The following is a 20342-nucleotide window of genomic DNA, read 5'->3' as shown; positions in this document are numbered from 1 at the left end:
TGGCGCATTATAGGGGGTTCTTTGACGCTGGCAATAGTTATTTTAAAAAAAGCTAACGACTGCTGATTATTACGCCAAATTTAACTTAAATTATCAATTTCTCCAGTTTTGAGAATCCATATTCCTGCAAAACAGAGATTAATTCATCAGTCTCAACATCCATTTTCATACAATAAGCAAGGCTATCTGCTGAAGTACAAACAAGATTCTCCTGATGTTTAACCAACCAAGCAGTCCTTCGGGCAATAGCGGCACCGGAATCAATTAAGCGTGTACCATCAGGCAGTACCTGAACTAATTCTTCTGCCAATAGTGGAAAATGAGTACAACCCAATACCACCGTATCAGGTGGTTCTTTCATTCTGAGCCAAGGTTTCAGTATCTTTTTTAAAGCGTCGGAAGATACCTTACCACCATGCAGTTTAGCTTCGGCTAATTCTACCAACTCAGCAGAACCTATAGCTTCAATTCTGCAATCTATCGCAAATCTTTCGATAAGTTCTTTTGTATAGGCTCGGTTAACTGTTGCTCTCGTCGCCAGTAGGCCAACAATGCCATTACGAGTTAACTTCGCGGCGGGCTTTATCGCTGGAACCACACCAACCACCGGGAAACGGAACCGCTCACGCAAAGCTGGCAAACTGACGGTACTTGCGGTGTTACATGCAATAACGACTATTGCCAAAGAATGTTTTTGCTGAACGGCATCAACAATTTGAACGACTCGTTCAACAATAAATTCTTCCGATTTTTCACCATAAGGGAATGCTTCGTTATCAAAAACATATATATAGTGGAGATCTGGTAATAATTGTCGGATCTCTTGGTAAACAGATAAGCCGCCTACCCCAGAATCAAACACTAAAACTGTCGGGCGTGCGGCTTTATTTAAATCAGAAGTTATAGCTCCCAGTGAGGTAGTATTCACGTCCTGGAATGCGATAGCCATAAACTGTCTCGTAATCTTTATCAAGCAGGTTGGCTATTCTAGCACGAATTGTCAGATAAGAAGTGACTGGATATGAAACCGTTAAATCCCAAAAGCTGACGCCACCTAATTTCACACGCTTAGCCGGGAATGTACTGAAATCGTTGTCATAACGCCGCCCTAGATATTGATAAGTTAACCCCCAATCAAGATCATATAGCTGCCAGTCAAGTTGATATTTCACTTGCTGCTTCGCACGACGAACTAAAATTTCATTAGTTTCACTATTACGGGGTTCGATATATTGTATTGTCAATTGATGCTGAAATATGCCAGTGTCCATTAAGCCAGTCCATTCAACACCTTTAATTTTTGCTTTGCCAATATTGTAGTAACGGCTATTTGTATAATCGATCAATTGCTCAATCTCATTGCGATATACAGTCAGACGCCAATTTAGCTGGCCTGTGACGCCTTCAATACCGCCTTCCCATTGTTTACTTTCTTCCGGTTTCAAATCATGATTACCACCAAAACCATACATCTGGCTGAGCGTTGGAGCCTTAAATGCCGTACCATAAGAAGTGATTAAACGATAATCTTCAATAAACTCCCAACCTAAACTGGCTTGCCATGTAGTATTCCAACCAGCTTCTGAATGTTTATCTGAACGAATTGCACCTTCTAAAATGAGATCTTTTAGTTGTTGCTGTGCTGTCAGATACATTCCTGTATTACGTACCGTTTTACTCTTCGGAATATAACTGGTTCCAGCTTCTATCGATTGTTTTTGAAAATCCACACCTGTACTGACCATGCCCTGATATAGCTGAAAAGTATTTCCCCATTGCAGATTATATTGTTCAGAATCATTAAGACTAGCGGATTTATCATAGCGCCCATATTGAGGATCAAAGTTATAGTCTTTTGTATGACTATAACTTGCAATTAATTGGGATGAGTAGATCCCCCGGTTAAATCTGACCCCCGAATCATAGTGGCGGCTATAAAGTTCACGGGTATCCGGTCTAGCATATGGATAATTCCAATTAATATCCGCATCATAAGATGTTCTATTGTTATAACCATAAGCTCGAACAAATCCACTAACTTGCTCATTAAATTTTTGATCGACTCCCAACCAAAGCATTTTGCTCATAAAGCCGTCACGATCAGGCTGTCTAAAACCACCGGTATTACCATCAGCAACAACATCGTATCCTTTGGTATAAGTATAGTTAACTGCTGCTGTCAGAACTGTATTTTCAGCTAATTTTTGCTGAGTTGCACCATCATAAGTTTGATAACCATGTGAGCCGATACCTACATTAAGGCTGGTTCCTAATTTCTCTCTGGTAGTGATGATATTAATAACACCACCAATAGCATCAGAACCATAAACAGCGGAACGTGGTCCGCGGATATATTCAATTTTCTGAACCAATGATACAGGTATTTGGCTTAAATCAGAGGAACCACTGATGCCCGCTTGATTCAAACGTATTCCATCCATCAGCACTAATACATGACTAGCATGAGTACCACGTATAAACAAAGAGCTTAACTGTCCAATGCCACCATGCCGCGCAACATCAACACCGGGTAGACGACGCAAAATATCGGCTACACTATTTGACTGCCAACGTTCAATTTCATCTCGTGTTACAACAGTATAAGGAGCCAGTATGCTTGATACCGGCTGTTTAAAACGACTCGCCGTCACAACCAATGAATCCTGCGACTCCACCGCAACAGAGGCTTGATTCCAACTAGAAATCACCACGATTGAAACAGTGAATAATAAAAACCTATTTTTATTTATCATGAGAGAAAACATCCCACAATTTATTGTTAGAAGGACACGCTACGATGAAGCGTTGAACCTATTCATAATAGTAAGCATAGACAGGATCGTGTATGAGTAATAAGAAAACTGGACATCCTTTACTCTTTCCCTACAATTTTGCACGAAAATTTTTCTTACTACAGATATAAGAGAACAAACATAATGCAAAATCCCCTGCCAACGGAAAGCTATGAACAGCAACTAACGGAGAAGGTCAGCCGTTTAAAAAACATGATGGCGCCTTTCCAACCCCCGGGGCCAGAGGTTTTCCGCTCACCGCTATCTCATTACAGAATGCGAGCAGAATTTCGAATCTGGCATGAGCAGGATGATTTGTACCATATTATGTTCGATCAACAGACGAAACAGCGTATTCGCCTTGTTCAATTCCCTGTCGCCAGTAAGTTAATCAACAAAATGATGGTAGTATTAATTGACTCCATTAGATCTGAACAGATCTTGCGTCATAAGCTATTTCAAATTGATTATCTGTCCACTTGCAGTAATAAAATCCTTGTTTCTCTGCTTTATCACAAAAAATTGGGTGATGAATGGACACAACAGGCATTAAGACTGCGTGAGGCGTTAAAAAATAAAGGGTTTGACGTTGAGTTAATTGGCAGAGCCGCTAAAACCAAAATCACATTGGATCATGATTATATTGATGAGGTTTTACCTGTTGCAGGCCGAAAAATGATTTATCGCCAGGTAGAAAACAGCTTCACCCAACCAAATGCTAGCGTCAATATTCATATGCTTGAATGGGCAATTAATATTACCAAGGATTCAAAAGGTGATTTACTTGAGCTTTATTGTGGTAATGGCAATTTCTCTCTAGCATTAGCTCAAAATTTTGAACGAGTATTGGCAACAGAAATTGCTAAGCCATCCGTTGCTGCCGCTCAATACAACATTGCAGCCAACGGTATTGATAATGTACAAATTATCCGAATGTCAGCAGAGGAATTCACCCAAGCAGTGAATGGTGAACGCGAATTTAATCGCCTTCAGGGAATCAATTTAAAAAGCTATCAATGTGAAACTATTTTTGTCGATCCGCCACGTAGCGGCCTTGATGACAAAACGCTTGAAATGGTCCAGGCATATCCACGGATTCTTTATATTTCCTGTAACCCGGAAACCCTTTGTCATAATCTAGAAACATTAACCCAAACTCATAAAATCAGCCATCTGGCTCTGTTTGATCAGTTTCCTTATACTCATCATATGGAATGCGGCGTGCTTCTGGAAAAATTAAACTGATACTTGACGAACATATAAAACAGAAACGCCGGCAGATAGTTATCTCTCCGGCGTTTTCCATCAATTAATGACAATTTTCTATAATTGCCTGGTTTTTACGAATTTTTACCTTTCTGTAAATCCAAAATACCAGAACGGTACCCATTACTGCGGGCAGAAAATTAGAGCCAATTTCAGGGTATTCAACTCTGATAATCGCGCTATAACTAAATAATCCTAAGAGGAAACAAGCAACAACCAGCTTAGGCATCCCATCTGGCATTGAATAATTCAAATAGCGTTGATGGAGACAATAAATTGATAAAACCAGTGTTATCAATGGGAAAACTGAAAAAGAAACAACTGAGCTAAAAACTGCTGAAAACGTTCCATTCGTTGCTAATCCGACAATAAAAGCGAGTAACAATGTACTTTTGTCCTGGCGATATTGTTCCATCATTTCGTTCTCCTCCTTCATAGTTATTTAAGTTTAGGGTTCGGTGGATTCATTTCTTTGCGATACCAATAATATGCACCTTTAGCAATCATCCGTAGCTGCAAGACTAAGCGTTCTTCTAAACGCTGTCTTTTCTCCAAATCAATATCCAGTGCTTCTGCACCTGCACTGAATACTATTGTTACCATTGCTTCTGCCTGCACTTCAGTAAAATGCCTCGGCATACAGCTTTCCTGTTCTAAATAGTCTGCCAGCTCAGCAATAAAATGTTGTATTTCCCGTGCGACAGCGGCGCGAAATTCAGCAGAGGTCCCTGAACGCTCACGTAATAATAATCGGAATGCATTTGGATTATTACCGATAAATTCCATAAAAGTTGAAACAGACGTGCGGATGACACTGCCACCTTTAGCAATACGTTGCCGGGCTTGCCTCATTAACTGACGTAACATCAAACCACTTTCATCCACCATAGTCAGCCCAAGCTCATCAACATCGCGGAAATGACGATAAAATGAAGTGGGTGCAATACCTGCTTCGCGGGCGACTTCACGCAAGCTAAGGCTGGTAAAACTCCTTTCGGCACTCAACTGGCTGAAAGCAGCTTCAATCAGTGAACGACGAGTTTTTTCTTTCTGTTTCGCTCTGATGCCGATAACGTTACTCACACGAATCCTGACTCTTTATCTGAACTACATGTTAGGAAATATACCAAATTTTAACGCGTTTGCCGTAATGATGTGCTTATCATGTCATTTATAATGATCCATGTCATTTTCTCAGTGCATTTTCTTATTAAATATTAAGATGATAAAGGTGAATAAGCATAGTCAAAAAATCATTAAGGGAGCATTCCCCCTTTGTTAATTTGGTCGTTAGGTAATTATTTATTTTCCAAAAGCTTCATGGTTTTGTGCCAGATTAGCGTAGCAGGTAAAACTATGTTCAATTCACCCTAAACGATGACATAAACTCCTTATGATGATTGGGTTATTAAGTCAACCGATGTTAATATAGCGTTGTAATTTTGTGTGAAAACAGGTCTTTCCTCTATGCAACATATTCATTTTGACGCCATTGTCATTGGTTCTGGTCCCGGTGGAGAAGGAGCAGCAATGGGATTGGTGAAACAGGGTAAAAGCGTTGCTGTTATTGAACGCTATAATAATGTCGGTGGTGGTTGTACTCATTGGGGTACTATCCCGTCCAAAGCCCTCCGCCACGCCGTCAGTCGTATTATTGAATTTAACCAAAACCCTCTATACAGTGATAATTCCCGCATTCTTCGCTCTTCATTTGCTGAAATCTTACGCCGTGCTGAAATGGTAATTAATCAGCAAACTAGAATGCGTCAAGGATTTTACGAACGTAATGGGTGTCGTATGTTTTCCGGGGAAGCAACATTCATTGATGACCACCGGGTGAGTGTGCGCTATGCTGACGATAACCACGATATTTTAAGTGCAGATAAGATTATTATCGCAACGGGTTCTCGCCCATATTGCCCGCCAGATGTCGATTTCACCCATTCCCGTATTTATAACAGCGATTCCATTCTGAAACTGGATCACGAACCACGGCATGTGATTATTTATGGTGCCGGGGTAATTGGTTGTGAATATGCGTCAATTTTCCGCGGATTAGGCGTGAAAGTTGATTTGATCAATACGCGTAACCACTTACTGGCTTTCCTTGATCAAGAGATGTCAGATGCACTTTCCTACCATTTTTGGAATAGTGGTGTCGTGATCCGCCACAATGAAGAATATTCTAAAATTGAAGGTGTTGATGATGGTGTTATCGTCCATCTCAAATCCGGTAAAAAAGTCAAAGCCGACTGTCTGCTTTATGCTAATGGCCGAACAGGCAATACCGATACTCTTGGGCTGAAAAACATTGGCCTGGAAGCCGATGGCCGCGGGTTACTGAAAGTCAATAAGATCTATCAAACCAGCAACGAAAATATCTACGCCGTAGGAGATGTTATCGGTTATCCAAGCCTGGCCTCCGCTGCTTATGATCAAGGCCGAATTGCCGCCCAAGCGATGACGAAAGGAAACGCCGAAGTTCATCTGATTGAAGATATTCCAACGGGTATCTATACCATTCCTGAAATCAGCTCGGTAGGTAAAACCGAACAACAATTAACAGCAATGAAAGTGCCTTATGAAGTTGGGCGTGCGCAATTTAAACATCTTGCACGCGCACAAATCGCGGGGATGAACGTAGGAAGCCTGAAAATACTGTTCCATAGAGAAACAAAAGAGATTCTTGGCATTCACTGTTTCGGGGAACGTGCGGCTGAAATTATTCATATCGGCCAGGCAATTATGGAACAGAAAGGTGAAAGTAATACTATCGAATATTTCGTCAATACTACTTTCAACTATCCAACTATGGCTGAAGCCTATCGTGTCGCGGCTCTAAATGGCCTGAACCGGCTATTTTGATTGCCCGTAATAAGTGCCCATTTTAACTCTAATAGCCTCTGCCAGTTGCTCATAGCGACCACGCAGAGGTGAACCAGGACGATAAATCAAAATAACAGACCGCTTAGGTTCAGGGCAGCTACACTCCAGATAACAGACGCCATCACGTTTTTTCTCTTGTGGCACTGCCAGATCAGGCAATAAGGTTATTCCACTACCGGCAGCAACCATATTACGCAGGGTTTCCAAACTGGTTGCACGAAAATGGGTATCTTCCTTCGCGCCAGCCTGAAAACAGAACCCCATTGCCTGATCACGCAAGCAATGACCATCTTCTAGCATCAACAATTTTTCACCTGCCAATTCATCCATAGCAATTTTTTTACGCTCTGCCCAAGGATGACCATCATAGATAGCTAGTTTCATGGGTTCTTCAAACAATAGCACTTCAATGAAAGCTCTTGTCTCCTTAACCATTGCCAGAATCGCACAATCCAATTTGCCACTATCCAACTGGGCTAACAGACTTTGAGTCTGAGCTTCATATAGATACATTTCCAACTTAGGAAACAAACTATGAAGCCCAGGGATAATATGAGGTAACAGATATGGACCAACTGTCGGAATCAAACCAATATGCAGAGGACCGGACATGTTTTCCCCTTGAAGTGACGCCATTTCCTGCAAAATCCTCACCTCACGGAGAACTGTTCTGGCCTGTTCTACCAATAACATCCCTTGCTGAGTAAACAAAACTTTACGGCTGGTGCGCTCCAATAACATGACACCCAGATCATCCTCAAGCTTACGAATTTGCCCACTTAACGTAGGCTGGCTGACGTGGCAAGAATCAGCAGCATGGCGAAAGTGCCGATGCTCCGCAAGTGCCACAAGATATTCCAGATCGCGGATATTCATTCCCACCTCAACATATTTAATATAAATGATAGAAAATACCAATAGATAATTATATCAATGTGAGGAAAAGACTATCAGATAATCCTTAAAAACTTATATATAAAGATCTCATTTATTTTACAGGGGATCGATTAATCCCCCTCCTGCTGACGATGACTAACTTAATTTTAGCTTCTGTTTAGCCTCTGCAATCGCTTTCATAACCTGTTTTTGCGATACGCCACCTTTTGCAAGGCGTTTGTCCAGACAAGATTGCAGAGACAAAATATCATATACATCTTCAGCAATTGCACTGCTGAACTTCTGCAACTCTGTCAATGCCAACACTTCCAGCGCCTCACCCTGATTAAGCGCCATAATCACAATTTCCCCAACAATATGGTGAGCTTCACGGAATGGAACACCTTTTGCTACCAAATAATCAGCTAATTCAGTCGCGTTAGCATAACCCTGTTTAGCTGCTTCCGCACAACGTGAACGCCTGACCTGAATACCGTCTAACACCAACGCTGCCATATGCAAACAATCCAGCCAAGTGTCCAACGCATCAAACAACCCTTCTTTATCCTCCTGCATATCTTTATTATAGGCCAGCGGCAGACCTTTTAAGGTCATCATCATACCGGTCAATGCCCCCTGCACCCGGCCACATTTACCACGGATTAACTCTAGTGCATCCGGGTTTTTCTTCTGTGGCATCAGAGAAGAACCGGAAGTGACTCGATCTGACAGTTCAATAAATCCTGCTTCACCACTATTAAAGAAAATGAGATCTTCCGCAAAACGGGAAAGATGAATCATACTGATGCTGGCATTAGATAGCAGTTCCAATACATGATCACGATCTGAAACGCTATCCAGGCTGTTACGCGTCGCGGAAGCAAAACCTAGCCATGATGCTAGTTGTTCGCGGTCGATATCATAAGCAGTTCCCGCCAATGCACCGCACCCAAGCGGGCTAGTATTCAGCCGTTTTAAAGTATCCTGTAACCGACTTTCATCACGGACCAACATTTCTACATATGCCAAGCACCAGTGAGCAAATGTAATAGGCTGCGCTCTTTGCAGATGGGTATAACCCGGCATCACCGCATCCTGATTATTCTCTGCGGTGATCACCAATGCCTGCTGTAACTCCACAATTGCCTGATGGAGATGTGAAATGTATTCTTTACACCAAAGTTTGAGATCTGTTGCCACCTGATCGTTACGGCTACGACCAGTGTGAAGCTTCTTACCCAGATCGCCAACTTTACTGATCAACTGCCCTTCTACCCAACTATGGATATCTTCTGCATCACTTTGCAAGATGGCTTGTGGGTTAGCCTGAACCTCATTCAGCAATTCATTTAATGCCAGCTCCAGTCTTTGTTGTTCTTCAACGGTCAGCACACCAACCGTTACCAACGCTTTCGACCATGCAACTGAACCGGTAATGTCCTGTTCCGCCAACCGGTAATCAAAGCGAAGTGAATCGTTAAATTGTTTGAACCGTTGATCTGCTTTCTGACTGAAACGCCCGCCCCAGAGTGCCATATTTTCGTTCCTGATTATCTGATGTCTGAGTGATTGATTACCTTTCATAAACAGCAACTTCATTCGCAACATGGAGATAATAGACTCAATAAATCAAATACAAAGAATGAATTCACGATCTGGTCATTACCTCCATAACTACGAACGATGAAATTACTCTTTACTATTTAATGCCCGAATACGCGAAGGGAGAGAATACAGACGGATAAATCCTGCTGCATGGCTGTGATCGTAAACCTCATCTTCACCAAACGTTGCAAACGCTTCAGAATAAAGGCTATTTGTTGATCTCTTCTGGATCGCTGTCACCTGACCTTTATAGAGTTTCAGCACGACTTCACCGCTGACATCCGCAGCCAACGTCTCAGCCGCTGCCTGAATAGATTGACGTAGCGGGGCAAACCAGCGTCCGTCATAAACGACATAAGACATTTCTAGCCCAAGCTGCTGACGCCATTTAAAGCTATCGCGGTCCAGAACCAGTTGTTCAACACCACGCAACGCAGCCATCATAATGGTTCCTCCCGGTGTTTCATAACAACCACGAGATTTCATTCCCACCAGCCGGTTTTCCACGATATCGATACGACCGATACCATGTTTTGCTCCCAGAATATTCAGCGCTTCAAGGCATTGATATGGAGATATTACCTTGCCATTAACCCCAACAACCTCACCTTTCTCAATAGTGACACTGACCAATTCAGCTTCATCTGGTGCCTTTTCTGGATCGACTGTCCACACCCAACAATCTTTATTGGATGCATTCCAAGTGCTTTCCAGTACGCCACCTTCGGTAGAGATATGCCACGCATTCTCATCACGGCTGTAAATTTTCTCCAATGTTGCGGTGGTTGGAATATCCCGCGCTTTCAGATAATCCAGCAACGCTTCACGGGAACGCAAATCCCACTCTCTCCACGGTGCGACTACTTGTAGCTGAGGGGCTAATGCCGTATAAGTGCTTTCAAACCGAACCTGATCGTTACCCTTACCTGTTGCACCATGAGCAAGTGCATCTGCTCCCACTTTCAGTGCCAATTCAACCTGTGCTTTAGCAATAATGGGCCGCGCCATTGAAGTGCCCAACAAATAGCTACCTTCATACAAAGCGCCGGTTTTCAGTACCGGATAAACATAATCTTTAATGAATTCCTCACGCAGATCCACAACGTGACATTCTGATGCGCCAGAGCGTAAAGCTTTCTGCTCCACGCCCTCCAGATCTTCACGGCTTTGCCCCACATCTGCAACAAACGCAACAACTTCACAGTTGTCATAATGCTCTTTCAGCCAAGGAATAATGGCAGAAGTATCCAGACCACCAGAATAAGCAAGAACGATTTTTTTAATATCTTTAGTATGCATGAAGTTACCCTTTGAAATTCCGTTGTTATTTATCAGCAAAGCTTTGCCGAAAATTAATCAGACTTAATTTAAGCCAGAATACGAGTACCGACGGGAACACCGTTAAATAGATCAGTCAGTTGATCTGCATGACGCCAACTGGCGATATCTACCGGACGATCTAATGTCCTAGCTGCATCTAGAGCGGCATTCACCTTCACAATCATGCCGTCAGTAATGATGCCGTGAGCAATAAGTTGTTCTGCTTTCTCAACATTTATGTCAGGGATTTTCTGCCCTTTACCATCCAAAATACCACTAACATCAGAGAGCAATACCAAATCAGCACCTAGCGTCTGAGCTATCGCCGTTGCTGCCTGATCGGCATTCACATTCATCAGCTCCCCTTTATCCGTTACACCAATCGAGCTGATAATGGGCATATAACCCGCATCCAGTAACGTTTTCAGCAACTTAGCATCGCCCGGCATCGCTTTTCCCACATGCCCCAACTCTTCACTCAGTTGGGAAACCGTGACCACATTACCATCTCCTAAATATAATCCAACTGATGCAAGTTGATATTTAGTCGCCCACGACAACAAGGTCTTATTGGCGATACCAGCCAATGCGCCGGTGATAATCCCAATCTGATCAGCGGGTGTTACCCGTAATCCTTGTTCCTTCACTATCGGTAGCTGCAACTTCTGCATCAGTTCATCCACCAGATAACCACCACCATGAACAACCACCAACTGGCGTTCGTGTGTTTGCCGATATTCCTGCAATGCAGTAAACACGCGTTCCAATGCTTCTTCATTGTCCAGTAACACACCACCTAACTTTATGACTAAAGGTTCCATCTGCTCTACTCCTTCACGTCAATAATTAAAATAATGCCTGAGTTTCTTCAAACCCAAAACGTATATTCATACACTGAACTGCCTGAGCTGCCGCCCCCTTCAAAAGATTATCCTCAGTACCCACAACAATCAGGTGGTCACCCTGTACAACAAAACCGATATCACAAAACGGTAACCCAACAACGGATTTCAATGCTGGCACTCCTTTGCTGTAAAGCCTTACCAATGGCTTATCTTTGTATGCTTGCCGATACACCTCATTTATCTGTTCTGCGGTAACACCCGGCTTCAATTTACAGGTAATTGTGGCAAGAATACCCCGCGCGAAATTGCCAAGATGCGGAGTAAAAATCACCCTGGTTCCCAGATGTTCCTCAATCTCCGGTTGATGACGATGGGTAAATATTCCATAAGGTTGCAAACTGATTTCGCAGAAACTGTTGGTCATGCTGGCTTTCCGGCCTGCTCCACTTACACCACTAGTCGCATTAATCACCGGCCAATGGCCGGTATCCAGCAAACTATTTTCTAACAGCGGTTTCAGGGAGAGTTGAGAAACTGTTGGGTAACATCCCGGTACAGCAACTAATTGGGCCTGTTTGATTTTTTCAGCCTGCCATTCGGCAAGTCCATATACTGCTTGTGCTAACCATTCAGTATGCTTATGTTTGAATCCGTAGTATTGTTGATAAATCTGAGCATTTTGTACGCGATAGGCACCGGAGAGATCGAATACAGTGCAACCCTCTGCCAGAAATAGCGGCGCAATGTCATGACTAACTTCATGGGCGGTGGCAAGGAAAACCACATCAATCCCTTTAGCAGCATTAATAATATCAGTCAGAGGTTGCAGCGGTAGATCAACAATGCCTTTATACTGTGGATGTAAATCTGAGAAGCATTTATCTGCATCAACGCTCTGAGCAGAAACCATGAGTCTAATCAGATTCGTATGCGGATGACGATGCAGATATGCTGCCAGCTCTGCTCCGGTGTAACCACTTGCACCAACAACCAGCGTATTCAACATAGGATATCTTTACCTTGTGCTCAGTATTCAAACGGGATAATGTATTTTTATTCAAAAAAAATGCATGAATATTGATACTATCATGAATAAAGGCTGTCAACAGTGAATATTAAATTACCTCCATTTATTGAGCTATTTCGGCAATTAATCGCGACTCCATCTATCAGCGCCACCGATGTCAGTATTGACCAAAGTAATGAGTCTCTCATCAACCTACTGGCAAGTTGGTTAAAGGAAGTTGGTTTCGAAATTGAGATACAACCCGTCCCCGAAGCCCTCGGAAAATACAATCTACTCGCGACATTGGGGCGTGGCCCAGGTGGATTACTCTTATGTGGACACACTGATACCGTACCCTTTGACGAAGGTCTCTGGACGAAAGATCCTTTCACCCTGACAGAGCGCGATAACAAACTGTACGGTTTAGGTACAGCAGATATGAAAGGCTTTTTCGCCTTTATTATTGATGCGTTGCGGGACATTGATGTCAGTAAAATAACCCGTCCGCTGTACATTCTGGCAACCGCAGATGAAGAAACGACAATGGCGGGAGCCCGCTATTTTGCCGCAAGTACCACTATTCGCCCAGATTTCGCTATTATCGGTGAACCCACTTCATTGCATCCTATCTGTGCACATAAAGGACATTTATCGAACGCTATCCGCATTGTTGGTAAATCCGGGCACTCCAGTGATCCAAACCGTGGTATAAACGCCATTGACTTGATGCACGAATCTATTGGTCACCTGATTGAACTACGCAATACGCTAAAAGAACGTTACAACAATCCGGCGTTTGCCATTCCATACCCGACCATGAACTTTGGCTATATTCATGGCGGTGATGCGGTAAATCGGATTTGCGCACATTGTGAATTGCATATGGATATTCGCCCATTACCGGGACTAACGTTACAGGATCTGAACGGGCTGTTAAACGAGGCCCTGGAACCGGTGAAGCAACGTTGGCCTGGCCGCTTAACTATCGATGAATTACATGCCCCTATTCCCGGTTATGAATGCCCAACCGATCACAAGATGGTTGACGTGATTGAGAAACTGCTAGGCCGCAAGGCTGAAACGGTCAACTACTGTACCGAAGCGCCATTCATTCAGGAAGTATGCCCAACTTTAGTCCTTGGCGCTGGCTCTATTGAACAGGCACATCAACCGGATGAGTTCATTGATATGTCGTTTATTGAACCCACCAGAAAGATAATTTCTCAGTTAATAGATCATTTTTGTCTAAGCAATGATTAATTGTTTTACTCGTCCCCCAAAAGTCAGGGGGACTCAAACACTATAACAAGCAACAAAAGCACCTTTCCCAAACCTTTTGAGCATAAGTAATACTTATGGAACATGGCCTGCCATTAAATTTTAGAAATTTCGCCCAAACTGATTATTTTCTGATATGAATATGAGGGCTTAGGGTCAATGCAACACTGTGGCGACACAAAAAAATAACTTTCCGCCACTTAAATGAAATTTTTCTACAGAAACAGAATCAACATTCTGCCAGCAATAAAGGCTAAGAGTCACATGAACCAACAATATTCTGCAATGCGTAGTAATGTCAGCATGCTAGGTAAGCTGCTCGGAGACACGATCAAAGACGCTTTAGGTGAAGATATTCTCGATAAAGTCGAGACTATCCGCAAATTATCCAAATCATCCCGCGCAGGTAATGAAGCACACCGCCAGCAACTATTATCTACATTGCAAAACCTATCTAATGATGAACTGTTGCCAGTTGCCCGTGCTTTCAATCAATTTCTCAACCTGACAAACGTCGCAGAGCAATATCACAGCATCTCCCCACATGGTGAAGCTGCCAGTAACCCCGTTGCGCTAGCGAAATTATTCACCCGCTTGAAAGAAAAAGATTTCAGTAACAACGATCTGAAAAAAGCGGTAAATGAACTGTCTATTGAATTAGTCCTCACCGCTCACCCAACTGAGATCGCGCGTCGTACATTGATTCACAAACTGGTAGCTGTTAACACCTGTCTATCGCAATTCGATCACGATGATCTAGCGGATTATGAGCGTAACAACATTATGCGCCGTCTGCGTCAGTTAGTTGCCCAGTCATGGCATACCGATGAAATCCGCAAAATCCGTCCTACCCCAATTGATGAAGCGAAATGGGGGTTTGCTATGGTGGAAAACAGCTTGTGGGAGGGTGTGCCAGCATTCCTGCGTGAATTCAATGAACAGCTGGAAGAGTCAATTGATTACAGCTTGCCGGTCGAAGCGGTACCTATCCGCTTTACTTCCTGGATGGGTGGCGACCGAGACGGTAATCCAAATGTAACGGCTGAAGTGACTCGTCATGTGTTACTGCTTAGCCGCTGGAAAGCAGCCGATCTATTCCTGAAAGATATTCAGGTTCTGGTTTCTGAACTATCCATGTCTGAATGTACACCAGAAGTTCGTAAACTAGCAGGTGGTGATGAAATTCTAGAACCTTACCGAGAAATTGCTAAAAAATTGCGGACACAACTCAGTAATACATTGACCTATTTGGAGAAACAACTGAAAGGAGAACAAGTTCTGCCACCAACTGATTTGCTGGTGGATAACGAACAGCTTTGGCAACCACTTTACGCCTGTTATCAGTCACTAAAAACCTGCGGGATGGAAATCATTGCCAATGGTCAATTATTAGATATTTTGCGCCGCATCCGTTGTTTTGGTTTATCACTGGTACGCATTGATGTGCGCCAAGAAAGTACCCGCCATACAACCGCCATTTCCGAACTGACGCAATACTTGGAATTAGGTGACTACGCTGGTTGGTCAGAAGAGGATAAACAGGCTTTCCTACTGCATGAACTGCACTCCAAACGTCCATTGATCCCACATAACTGGCAACCAAGCGCTGAAACACAAGAAGTTTTCGCAACCTGTAAAGTCATTGCTGAGTCACCTCAAGACGCTATCGCCGCTTACGTTATCTCAATGGCTAAAGTGCCTTCTGATGTATTAGCGGTTCACTTGCTACTGAAAGAAGCTGGTTGTCCGTTCACTTTACCCGTTGCCCCATTGTTCGAAACCCTTGATGACCTGAATAATGCCGAAAATGTCATTCAGCAATTGATGAATATTAAGTGGTATCGTGAACTGATTCAGGACAAACAGATGGTGATGATTGGTTATTCTGACTCAGCAAAAGATGCCGGAGTGATGGCGGCGGCATGGGCGCAATACCGAGCACAGGATGCCTTAATCAACGTTTGTGAAAAAGAGGGCGTCACGCTGACCTTGTTCCACGGTCGCGGTGGTACCATTGGCCGTGGCGGTGCACCGGCACATTCAGCGCTGCTTTCCCAACCACCGGGAAGCCTGAAAGGTGGCCTACGTGTAACCGAACAAGGCGAAATGATCCGCTTTAAATTCGGTCTGCCACAGGTCACTATCAGTAGTTTAGCCTTGTATACCAGTGCGATTCTGGAAGCAAACCTATTGCCTCCACCGGAGCCTAAACCAGAATGGCATCAGGTGATGGATACCCTGTCTGATATTTCCTGTAAGATGTATCGCGATTATGTGCGTGAACAGCCCGATTTTGTACCTTATTTCCGCGCTGCAACACCAGAACAGGAATTAGCTAAATTGCCTTTAGGTTCTCGTCCAGCCAAACGTCATCCGGCGGGGGGTGTGGAAAGTTTACGCGCTATCCCGTGGATTTTCGCCTGGACACAGAATCGCCTAATGTTGCCAGCCTGGTTAGGTGCAGGTGCTGCACTACAAAAAGTTGTAAATGATGGGAAACAGGATGTACTGGCAGAAATGTGCCGTGATTGGCCTTTTTTTACCACTCGGATTGGTATGTTGGAAATGGTCTTCGCCAAAGCTGATTTGTGGTTGGCAGAATATTACGATCATCGTCTGGTAGATAAGAACTTATGGCCGTTAGGCCAGAAACTACGCGAGCAACTCTCTGCGGATATTAAGACGGTATTAGCCATTTCCAAAGATGAACACCTGATGGCAGATTTACCGTGGATTGCAGAATCAATCGCCCTGCGTAATGTTTACACTGATCCATTAAACGTCCTACAGGCAGAACTATTACTGCGTTCCCGTCAGCAACAACATCCCGATCCACAGGTTGAACAAGCCTTAATGGTAACCATTGCCGGCATAGCCGCAGGAATGCGAAATACAGGTTAGTCGCTGTCAGCAGGAGACAATCTCCGCACGGCGGTAGTGACATTATTGAGCACGGTATTGGTATCTTGTTTCTCCAGACAATCCTGTACAAGATGTGCTCAATAGACAATAAAAAAGAAGCTATTTCTCACCAGACGAAGCCTGATTTAAGAAAAAATACTTATCATTTACTCTCTGAGATCTGCAATAAAACAAGGAATCACACGACATAAGTCGCTTAAATCCTCACAAATATATAAATTTTGATAATGTGATTTTTGCTCACTTCCCTAGAATTGCACTTTCCAATTTCTAAGAGGATTAAATCATGAAGAAAAATAAACTTGCCATTTTGCTATCTCTTGCTTCCTTGTTCGGTGTCAATGCCTATGCCCAAACAGAGCAACCGCAGAAAGTCCCTACTAATCAAAATGTCCTGACAGCGCAATCCCAGTTGCTGCCTAACCCTGAAAGCCCCATCCGGGCCGAAGAGAAGGAGCTCAACACTAAGTCTGAGGTAGCTTACGTCCCCGCACCTCCACTAACCAATATGTGGGTCTATGCCGTTGGCTCGACGAATTGCGGATGGGAATACACTTCCAACTTACCGGTGACGAACTGCAATCACGGAGGGTACCAGCTCCGTGCCGCCGTTCTGGAAATTGGCTACGGATACAGTTCCTTTACTTGGATGAACGGCGGTATACTGCCATACTCGCTGTACTCTTCTACACCAGTTTGCATTACAAACGGACACTACACTTGGCCATGTGCTGGAGGCCAAATTGTGGTTGGTTTCCTTAAGGAATACAACCTCGACGGCTACCAGAATGGTATCTTCAGATACCAGAACACTTCCGCTAATTGGCCTCAGAATACCATGTCAGCACAGATCAGCATCCTTTGACTTGCTGAAACCCTCTTCAATCTGTCAGGGGCGGGAAACCGCCCTTGATTAAAGTTTGCAATAATGCACCTGATTAATCTCTCAAAGCCCTTTAGATTTTTCGCCTAATCTTTCCGCCCACGGGGGGCGAGAGTTTACAGCGATTTTTGCTAAACTTTGTGCCACGAAGTCCCTTGGATACTGAACGGCGGCCATTCTTGGCTTTCAGTGATAGGGGCCGTAGCCGTAAGGTCCCTGGCTTGCTGTAACATCCGCTCGACCAAGTTGGCCAACAGCTCAGCATCCAGCCTCTCCAACCATTCACGGCTCCAGAGCAGAGTCTCGCCCTCACCACTGCGACTCAATTGCAGTGATGGCCAGTGGGCCAATGTAGCCAACGAACAAGGTTCAACATTACCTAGTGGGATAAACAAGGTCACCAGCTCATCGCGTTGGCGGATGTGCAAGCTAAAAGGGCCGAGCGGCAGATCAAGCCCCTCCGAGTGCAGAGACACTTCGGTCTGTCCGAGACGTCGGCAAAGCTCTGATAATAAGGCATTAAACATAGTTACTCTTTATGATTGTCGAACACAGATCCAGTCGGTGGCCACAGGTTGGCAATTGGAGGATTACTCGGTGTACCTTGCAGTTTACCACCTATGGTCGCAGCCCAAGGATCGATGACATATGCTTGAGAGCCCCAGGTTTCAGGTTTGCTAAGCTCACTGTTGGGAGCACGACCGACCACCACGAAGCAGTGGGTCTGGCTATGCCCCTTGGAACCACGATGAGCGACCACCTCAATGCGCTGCTGGTCACCTTGATTGTGCTTCATCAATTCGGCTGCCGCAGAATAGGCCAAGGTGGTGCAGCAACCAGCCTGGGCTTGAGCGACACAGGTGGCGATAGATTGCAGTTGTTTGAAGGTGACATTGCCTTGTCTAGCAGCGATAGCCATCGTGTTGGACACCCCGTTGGCTTGTATGTTAGCACTCACGCGAGCCGAGCTGCCATTGAATAACCGTAATCTCTCCATAATTTGTTGATAATGAGAGTCCTGCTTGCCGACGAAAGTGCCAGCATCGGTGCATGCGTAAGTTCCCATCTTCTGTAAGGCTGGCATAGCCTGCCGTAACATAGCTTGGGGACCCGTCGCCATTACCTTTGGTTGGAGGGTACGCACCACAGCACCTTGTTCTGCCAGAGCCTGTTTAAGCTCAGCAAGGCAGGTGCTACGGGCCGCCACCTCTTTAGGGTGGTGGTTCTCCCAGTGCTGGATGGCATCCTGCACCCGTTGAGCCTGTGCACTGTTAGGGGTACTCTGCAATTGGCGCAGTTCAGCGATCAAATGTTTGAGATCCGAACTCTGGAAGTGCAGTGGACCACGTCGGGCAGACTGTTCGAACAAGCGGTTGCCCTGTTCGAGTAGAGGAGAAGCTGCGGTGTGCTGGGGAGCTTGCGTTTGGCTAAGCGGCGCATGGCCGCCAATGTGCTGAATATGCATTATCCTTTCCAAAATTAGGTTGGGTTGATTAAGGGCATCTTAGTATTTTTCCTGCCCTGCTTATGTAAAAAAGTGACCCGATTTTTATCTGTTTTAGGTGTCAGAAGAGAAGGATTTTCTGGGGATAGATATCCAAGATTATGAATCACAACAGTTCATACTGGACGAAGGCTGATGACGGACTTTACTTATTAAACCGAGATAATCTAACAATGACAATGTAATGTGGGAATACAAACTCAATATTAAAACTTGCTTATTCAATTTCCATGCAGCAAACTACCGTATACGTTAATTTACCGTACTTGAAGAGGAATGATAATGACTGCTATCGCTCGATTTGATTTAAAGATGGACACAGATGAAAAGGAAGTTATTTCTCGCGCCGCGGCTTTAATGGGCACAACAATGGCTGCATTTGTGCGCACAGCAGCTAAAGAGAAAGCACGTGAGCTATTAGATAGAGACTCTCGCATAACAATGACAGCTCAGGATTTTCAGGCATTCACAACCGCTTTGAATGACGCTTTCGCCCCCAATACTGCTTTACAAAACGCAATAAATGCTGCGCGCAAGGTGAAACGTGTTTGAAGAGCAATCCCTTGATCCAAACTACCATCAACGCAAGATTTTTACCTCTGGAGTGAACGAGCTTGACGATTACCTTCAACGCTTTGCCGTTCAACAAAGCAAAAAAGGTATTGCCGTTGTGCGAGTACTAGTCGATACCTACGCCCCTAGCACCATACTGGGTTACTATAGCTTAAGCGCTGCGCAGATCGATATTGTCCAGTTAGATGAGCGTATCCAGAACAAATTGCCACGCTATCCGGTGCCTTGTTTTCGAATGGGGCGGTTAGCGGTACATTCAGATTACCACGGACGAGGACTAGGGCAACTCCTGATAGGATGCGCAGTTGAACGTTGCCTTGAGGCCAAGAAGCATGTCGCCGCGTATGCCCTTATGGTCGATGCAAAGGGAGAAAAGGCTAAAAGTTTCTACGAACATTACGGATTTATTCCATGTCGCGATAACCCAATGACGCTCTATCTACCACTTGGTACATAACCGGTGATTGAGTGGGCCTACCCAACCCCCCGGATAGTCCCCTATTCAAAACTAGGCTTATAGAGCTACATTATCCAGCCGCTAATAATTCGGCACCCCATACCTATTAAGTAAATAAGTAAATAAGTA

At 44.3% G+C, this 20342-nt stretch carries 18 protein-coding genes; 7 read left to right on the top strand and 11 right to left on the bottom strand.

What is annotated here, in order from left to right; all coding sequences use genetic code 11:
* Positions 1-85: 85 nt before the first annotated feature.
* Both murI and btuB read right to left on the bottom strand, forming a co-directional pair.
* Positions 86-949 (bottom strand): glutamate racemase, encoded by an 864-nt coding sequence (gene murI, locus KZ793_RS17930; RefSeq protein ID WP_225816563.1) that lies wholly within the window; start codon positions 947-949, stop codon positions 86-88.
* On the bottom strand, positions 894-2753 hold the full coding sequence (gene btuB / locus KZ793_RS17925) for a TonB-dependent vitamin B12 receptor BtuB (RefSeq protein WP_225816562.1): 1860 nt from the start codon (positions 2751-2753) through the stop codon (positions 894-896). The genes murI and btuB overlap by 56 nt, the downstream gene beginning before the upstream one ends.
* A gap of 183 nt (positions 2754-2936) precedes the next feature.
* On the opposite strand from btuB, the gene trmA reads away from it, so the two are divergent.
* Positions 2937-4037 (top strand): tRNA (uridine(54)-C5)-methyltransferase TrmA, encoded by a 1101-nt coding sequence (gene trmA, locus KZ793_RS17920; protein WP_255619418.1) that lies wholly within the window; start codon positions 2937-2939, stop codon positions 4035-4037.
* A 64-nt stretch (positions 4038-4101) separates the two neighbouring features.
* Here trmA and KZ793_RS17915 read toward each other — a convergent pair whose 3' ends face one another.
* Positions 4102-4473 (bottom strand): YijD family membrane protein, encoded by a 372-nt coding sequence (locus KZ793_RS17915; protein ID WP_225816569.1) that lies wholly within the window; start codon positions 4471-4473, stop codon positions 4102-4104.
* A gap of 23 nt (positions 4474-4496) precedes the next feature.
* Complete coding sequence (gene fabR, locus KZ793_RS17910) at positions 4497-5141, bottom strand: HTH-type transcriptional repressor FabR (protein WP_049584869.1); 645 nt, start codon at positions 5139-5141, stop codon at positions 4497-4499.
* A 384-nt stretch (positions 5142-5525) separates the two neighbouring features.
* On the opposite strand from fabR, the gene sthA reads away from it, so the two are divergent.
* A complete protein-coding gene (gene sthA, locus KZ793_RS17905; RefSeq protein ID WP_118987852.1) occupies positions 5526-6923 on the top strand; it encodes a Si-specific NAD(P)(+) transhydrogenase in 1398 nt (465 codons plus the stop codon).
* On the opposite strand, the gene oxyR is transcribed toward sthA, so the two are convergent.
* From oxyR to argC, 5 genes are all read right to left on the bottom strand, one after another.
* Positions 6915-7820: a DNA-binding transcriptional regulator OxyR gene (gene oxyR / locus KZ793_RS17900; RefSeq protein WP_225816561.1), complete on the bottom strand. Its 906-nt coding sequence runs from the start codon at positions 7818-7820 to the stop codon at positions 6915-6917. The two genes, sthA and oxyR, sit on opposite strands and share 9 nt — an antisense overlap.
* Before the next feature lie 156 nt (positions 7821-7976).
* Positions 7977-9356 carry an argininosuccinate lyase gene (gene argH / locus KZ793_RS17895; protein WP_225816560.1) on the bottom strand — a complete coding sequence of 460 codons (1380 nt, stop codon included), beginning with the start codon at positions 9354-9356 and terminating at the stop codon, positions 7977-7979.
* A gap of 153 nt (positions 9357-9509) precedes the next feature.
* Positions 9510-10724, bottom strand: a complete 1215-nt coding sequence (locus KZ793_RS17890; RefSeq protein WP_225816559.1) for an argininosuccinate synthase — start codon at positions 10722-10724, stop codon at positions 9510-9512.
* Between the two features lie 68 nt (positions 10725-10792).
* Complete coding sequence (gene argB / locus KZ793_RS17885) at positions 10793-11566, bottom strand: acetylglutamate kinase (protein WP_118987856.1); 774 nt, start codon at positions 11564-11566, stop codon at positions 10793-10795.
* 25 nt (positions 11567-11591) lie between these two features.
* A complete protein-coding gene (gene argC / locus KZ793_RS17880) occupies positions 11592-12596 on the bottom strand; it encodes an N-acetyl-gamma-glutamyl-phosphate reductase (RefSeq protein ID WP_225816558.1) in 1005 nt (334 codons plus the stop codon).
* Between the two features lie 102 nt (positions 12597-12698).
* On the opposite strand from argC, the gene argE reads away from it, so the two are divergent.
* The 3 genes from argE to KZ793_RS17865 all read left to right on the top strand — a co-directional run bounded on the left by argE (position 12699) and on the right by KZ793_RS17865 (position 17661).
* Positions 12699-13856 carry an acetylornithine deacetylase gene (gene argE / locus KZ793_RS17875; RefSeq protein WP_225816557.1) on the top strand — a complete coding sequence of 386 codons (1158 nt, stop codon included), beginning with the start codon at positions 12699-12701 and terminating at the stop codon, positions 13854-13856.
* Positions 13857-14138: 282 nt separating this feature from the next.
* On the top strand, positions 14139-16775 hold the full coding sequence (gene ppc / locus KZ793_RS17870; RefSeq protein WP_225816556.1) for a phosphoenolpyruvate carboxylase: 2637 nt from the start codon (positions 14139-14141) through the stop codon (positions 16773-16775).
* Positions 16776-17082: 307 nt separating this feature from the next.
* Positions 17083-17661, top strand: coding sequence for a YolA family protein (locus tag KZ793_RS17865; RefSeq protein ID WP_225816555.1), 579 nt, complete (start codon positions 17083-17085; stop codon positions 17659-17661).
* A 149-nt stretch (positions 17662-17810) separates the two neighbouring features.
* Here the strand turns inward: KZ793_RS17865 and KZ793_RS17860 are convergent, their stop codons facing one another.
* Complete coding sequence (locus KZ793_RS17860; RefSeq protein WP_225816554.1) at positions 17811-18155, bottom strand: hypothetical protein; 345 nt, start codon at positions 18153-18155, stop codon at positions 17811-17813.
* 53 nt (positions 18156-18208) lie between these two features.
* Entirely contained in the window at positions 18209-19156 is a 948-nt protein-coding gene (locus KZ793_RS17855; protein ID WP_225816553.1) for a hypothetical protein, read from the bottom strand.
* 309 nt (positions 19157-19465) lie between these two features.
* Here KZ793_RS17855 and KZ793_RS17850 point away from each other — a divergent pair, with 309 nt between their 5' ends.
* Positions 19466-19735: a type II toxin-antitoxin system TacA family antitoxin gene (locus tag KZ793_RS17850; protein WP_225816552.1), complete on the top strand. Its 270-nt coding sequence runs from the start codon at positions 19466-19468 to the stop codon at positions 19733-19735.
* A gap of 52 nt (positions 19736-19787) precedes the next feature.
* On the top strand, positions 19788-20213 hold the full coding sequence (locus tag KZ793_RS22730; RefSeq protein ID WP_225816551.1) for a GNAT family N-acetyltransferase: 426 nt from the start codon (positions 19788-19790) through the stop codon (positions 20211-20213).
* The last annotated feature ends 129 nt before the right edge of the window (positions 20214-20342 follow it).

Source organism: Photorhabdus antumapuensis, assembly GCF_020387775.1.
GTDB classification, from domain to species: domain Bacteria; phylum Pseudomonadota; class Gammaproteobacteria; order Enterobacterales; family Enterobacteriaceae; genus Photorhabdus; species Photorhabdus antumapuensis.
This window is presented reverse-complemented; position numbering and strand designations above follow the sequence as displayed.

Coding starts and splice junctions, on each gene's coding strand:
- murI (WP_225816563.1), bottom strand. CDS start 949: ATGGCTATCGCATTCCAGGACGTGAATACTACCTCACTGGGAGCTATA.
- btuB (WP_225816562.1), bottom strand. CDS start 2,753: ATGATAAATAAAAATAGGTTTTTATTATTCACTGTTTCAATCGTGGTG.
- trmA (WP_255619418.1), top strand. CDS start 2,937: ATGCAAAATCCCCTGCCAACGGAAAGCTATGAACAGCAACTAACGGAG.
- KZ793_RS17915 (WP_225816569.1), bottom strand. CDS start 4,473: ATGGAACAATATCGCCAGGACAAAAGTACATTGTTACTCGCTTTTATT.
- sthA (WP_118987852.1), top strand. CDS start 5,526: ATGCAACATATTCATTTTGACGCCATTGTCATTGGTTCTGGTCCCGGT.
- oxyR (WP_225816561.1), bottom strand. CDS start 7,820: ATGAATATCCGCGATCTGGAATATCTTGTGGCACTTGCGGAGCATCGG.
- argH (WP_225816560.1), bottom strand. CDS start 9,356: ATGGCACTCTGGGGCGGGCGTTTCAGTCAGAAAGCAGATCAACGGTTC.
- KZ793_RS17890 (WP_225816559.1), bottom strand. CDS start 10,724: ATGCATACTAAAGATATTAAAAAAATCGTTCTTGCTTATTCTGGTGGT.
- argB (WP_118987856.1), bottom strand. CDS start 11,566: ATGGAACCTTTAGTCATAAAGTTAGGTGGTGTGTTACTGGACAATGAA.
- argC (WP_225816558.1), bottom strand. CDS start 12,596: ATGTTGAATACGCTGGTTGTTGGTGCAAGTGGTTACACCGGAGCAGAG.
- ppc (WP_225816556.1), top strand. CDS start 14,139: ATGAACCAACAATATTCTGCAATGCGTAGTAATGTCAGCATGCTAGGT.
- KZ793_RS17865 (WP_225816555.1), top strand. CDS start 17,083: ATGAAGAAAAATAAACTTGCCATTTTGCTATCTCTTGCTTCCTTGTTC.
- KZ793_RS17850 (WP_225816552.1), top strand. CDS start 19,466: ATGACTGCTATCGCTCGATTTGATTTAAAGATGGACACAGATGAAAAG.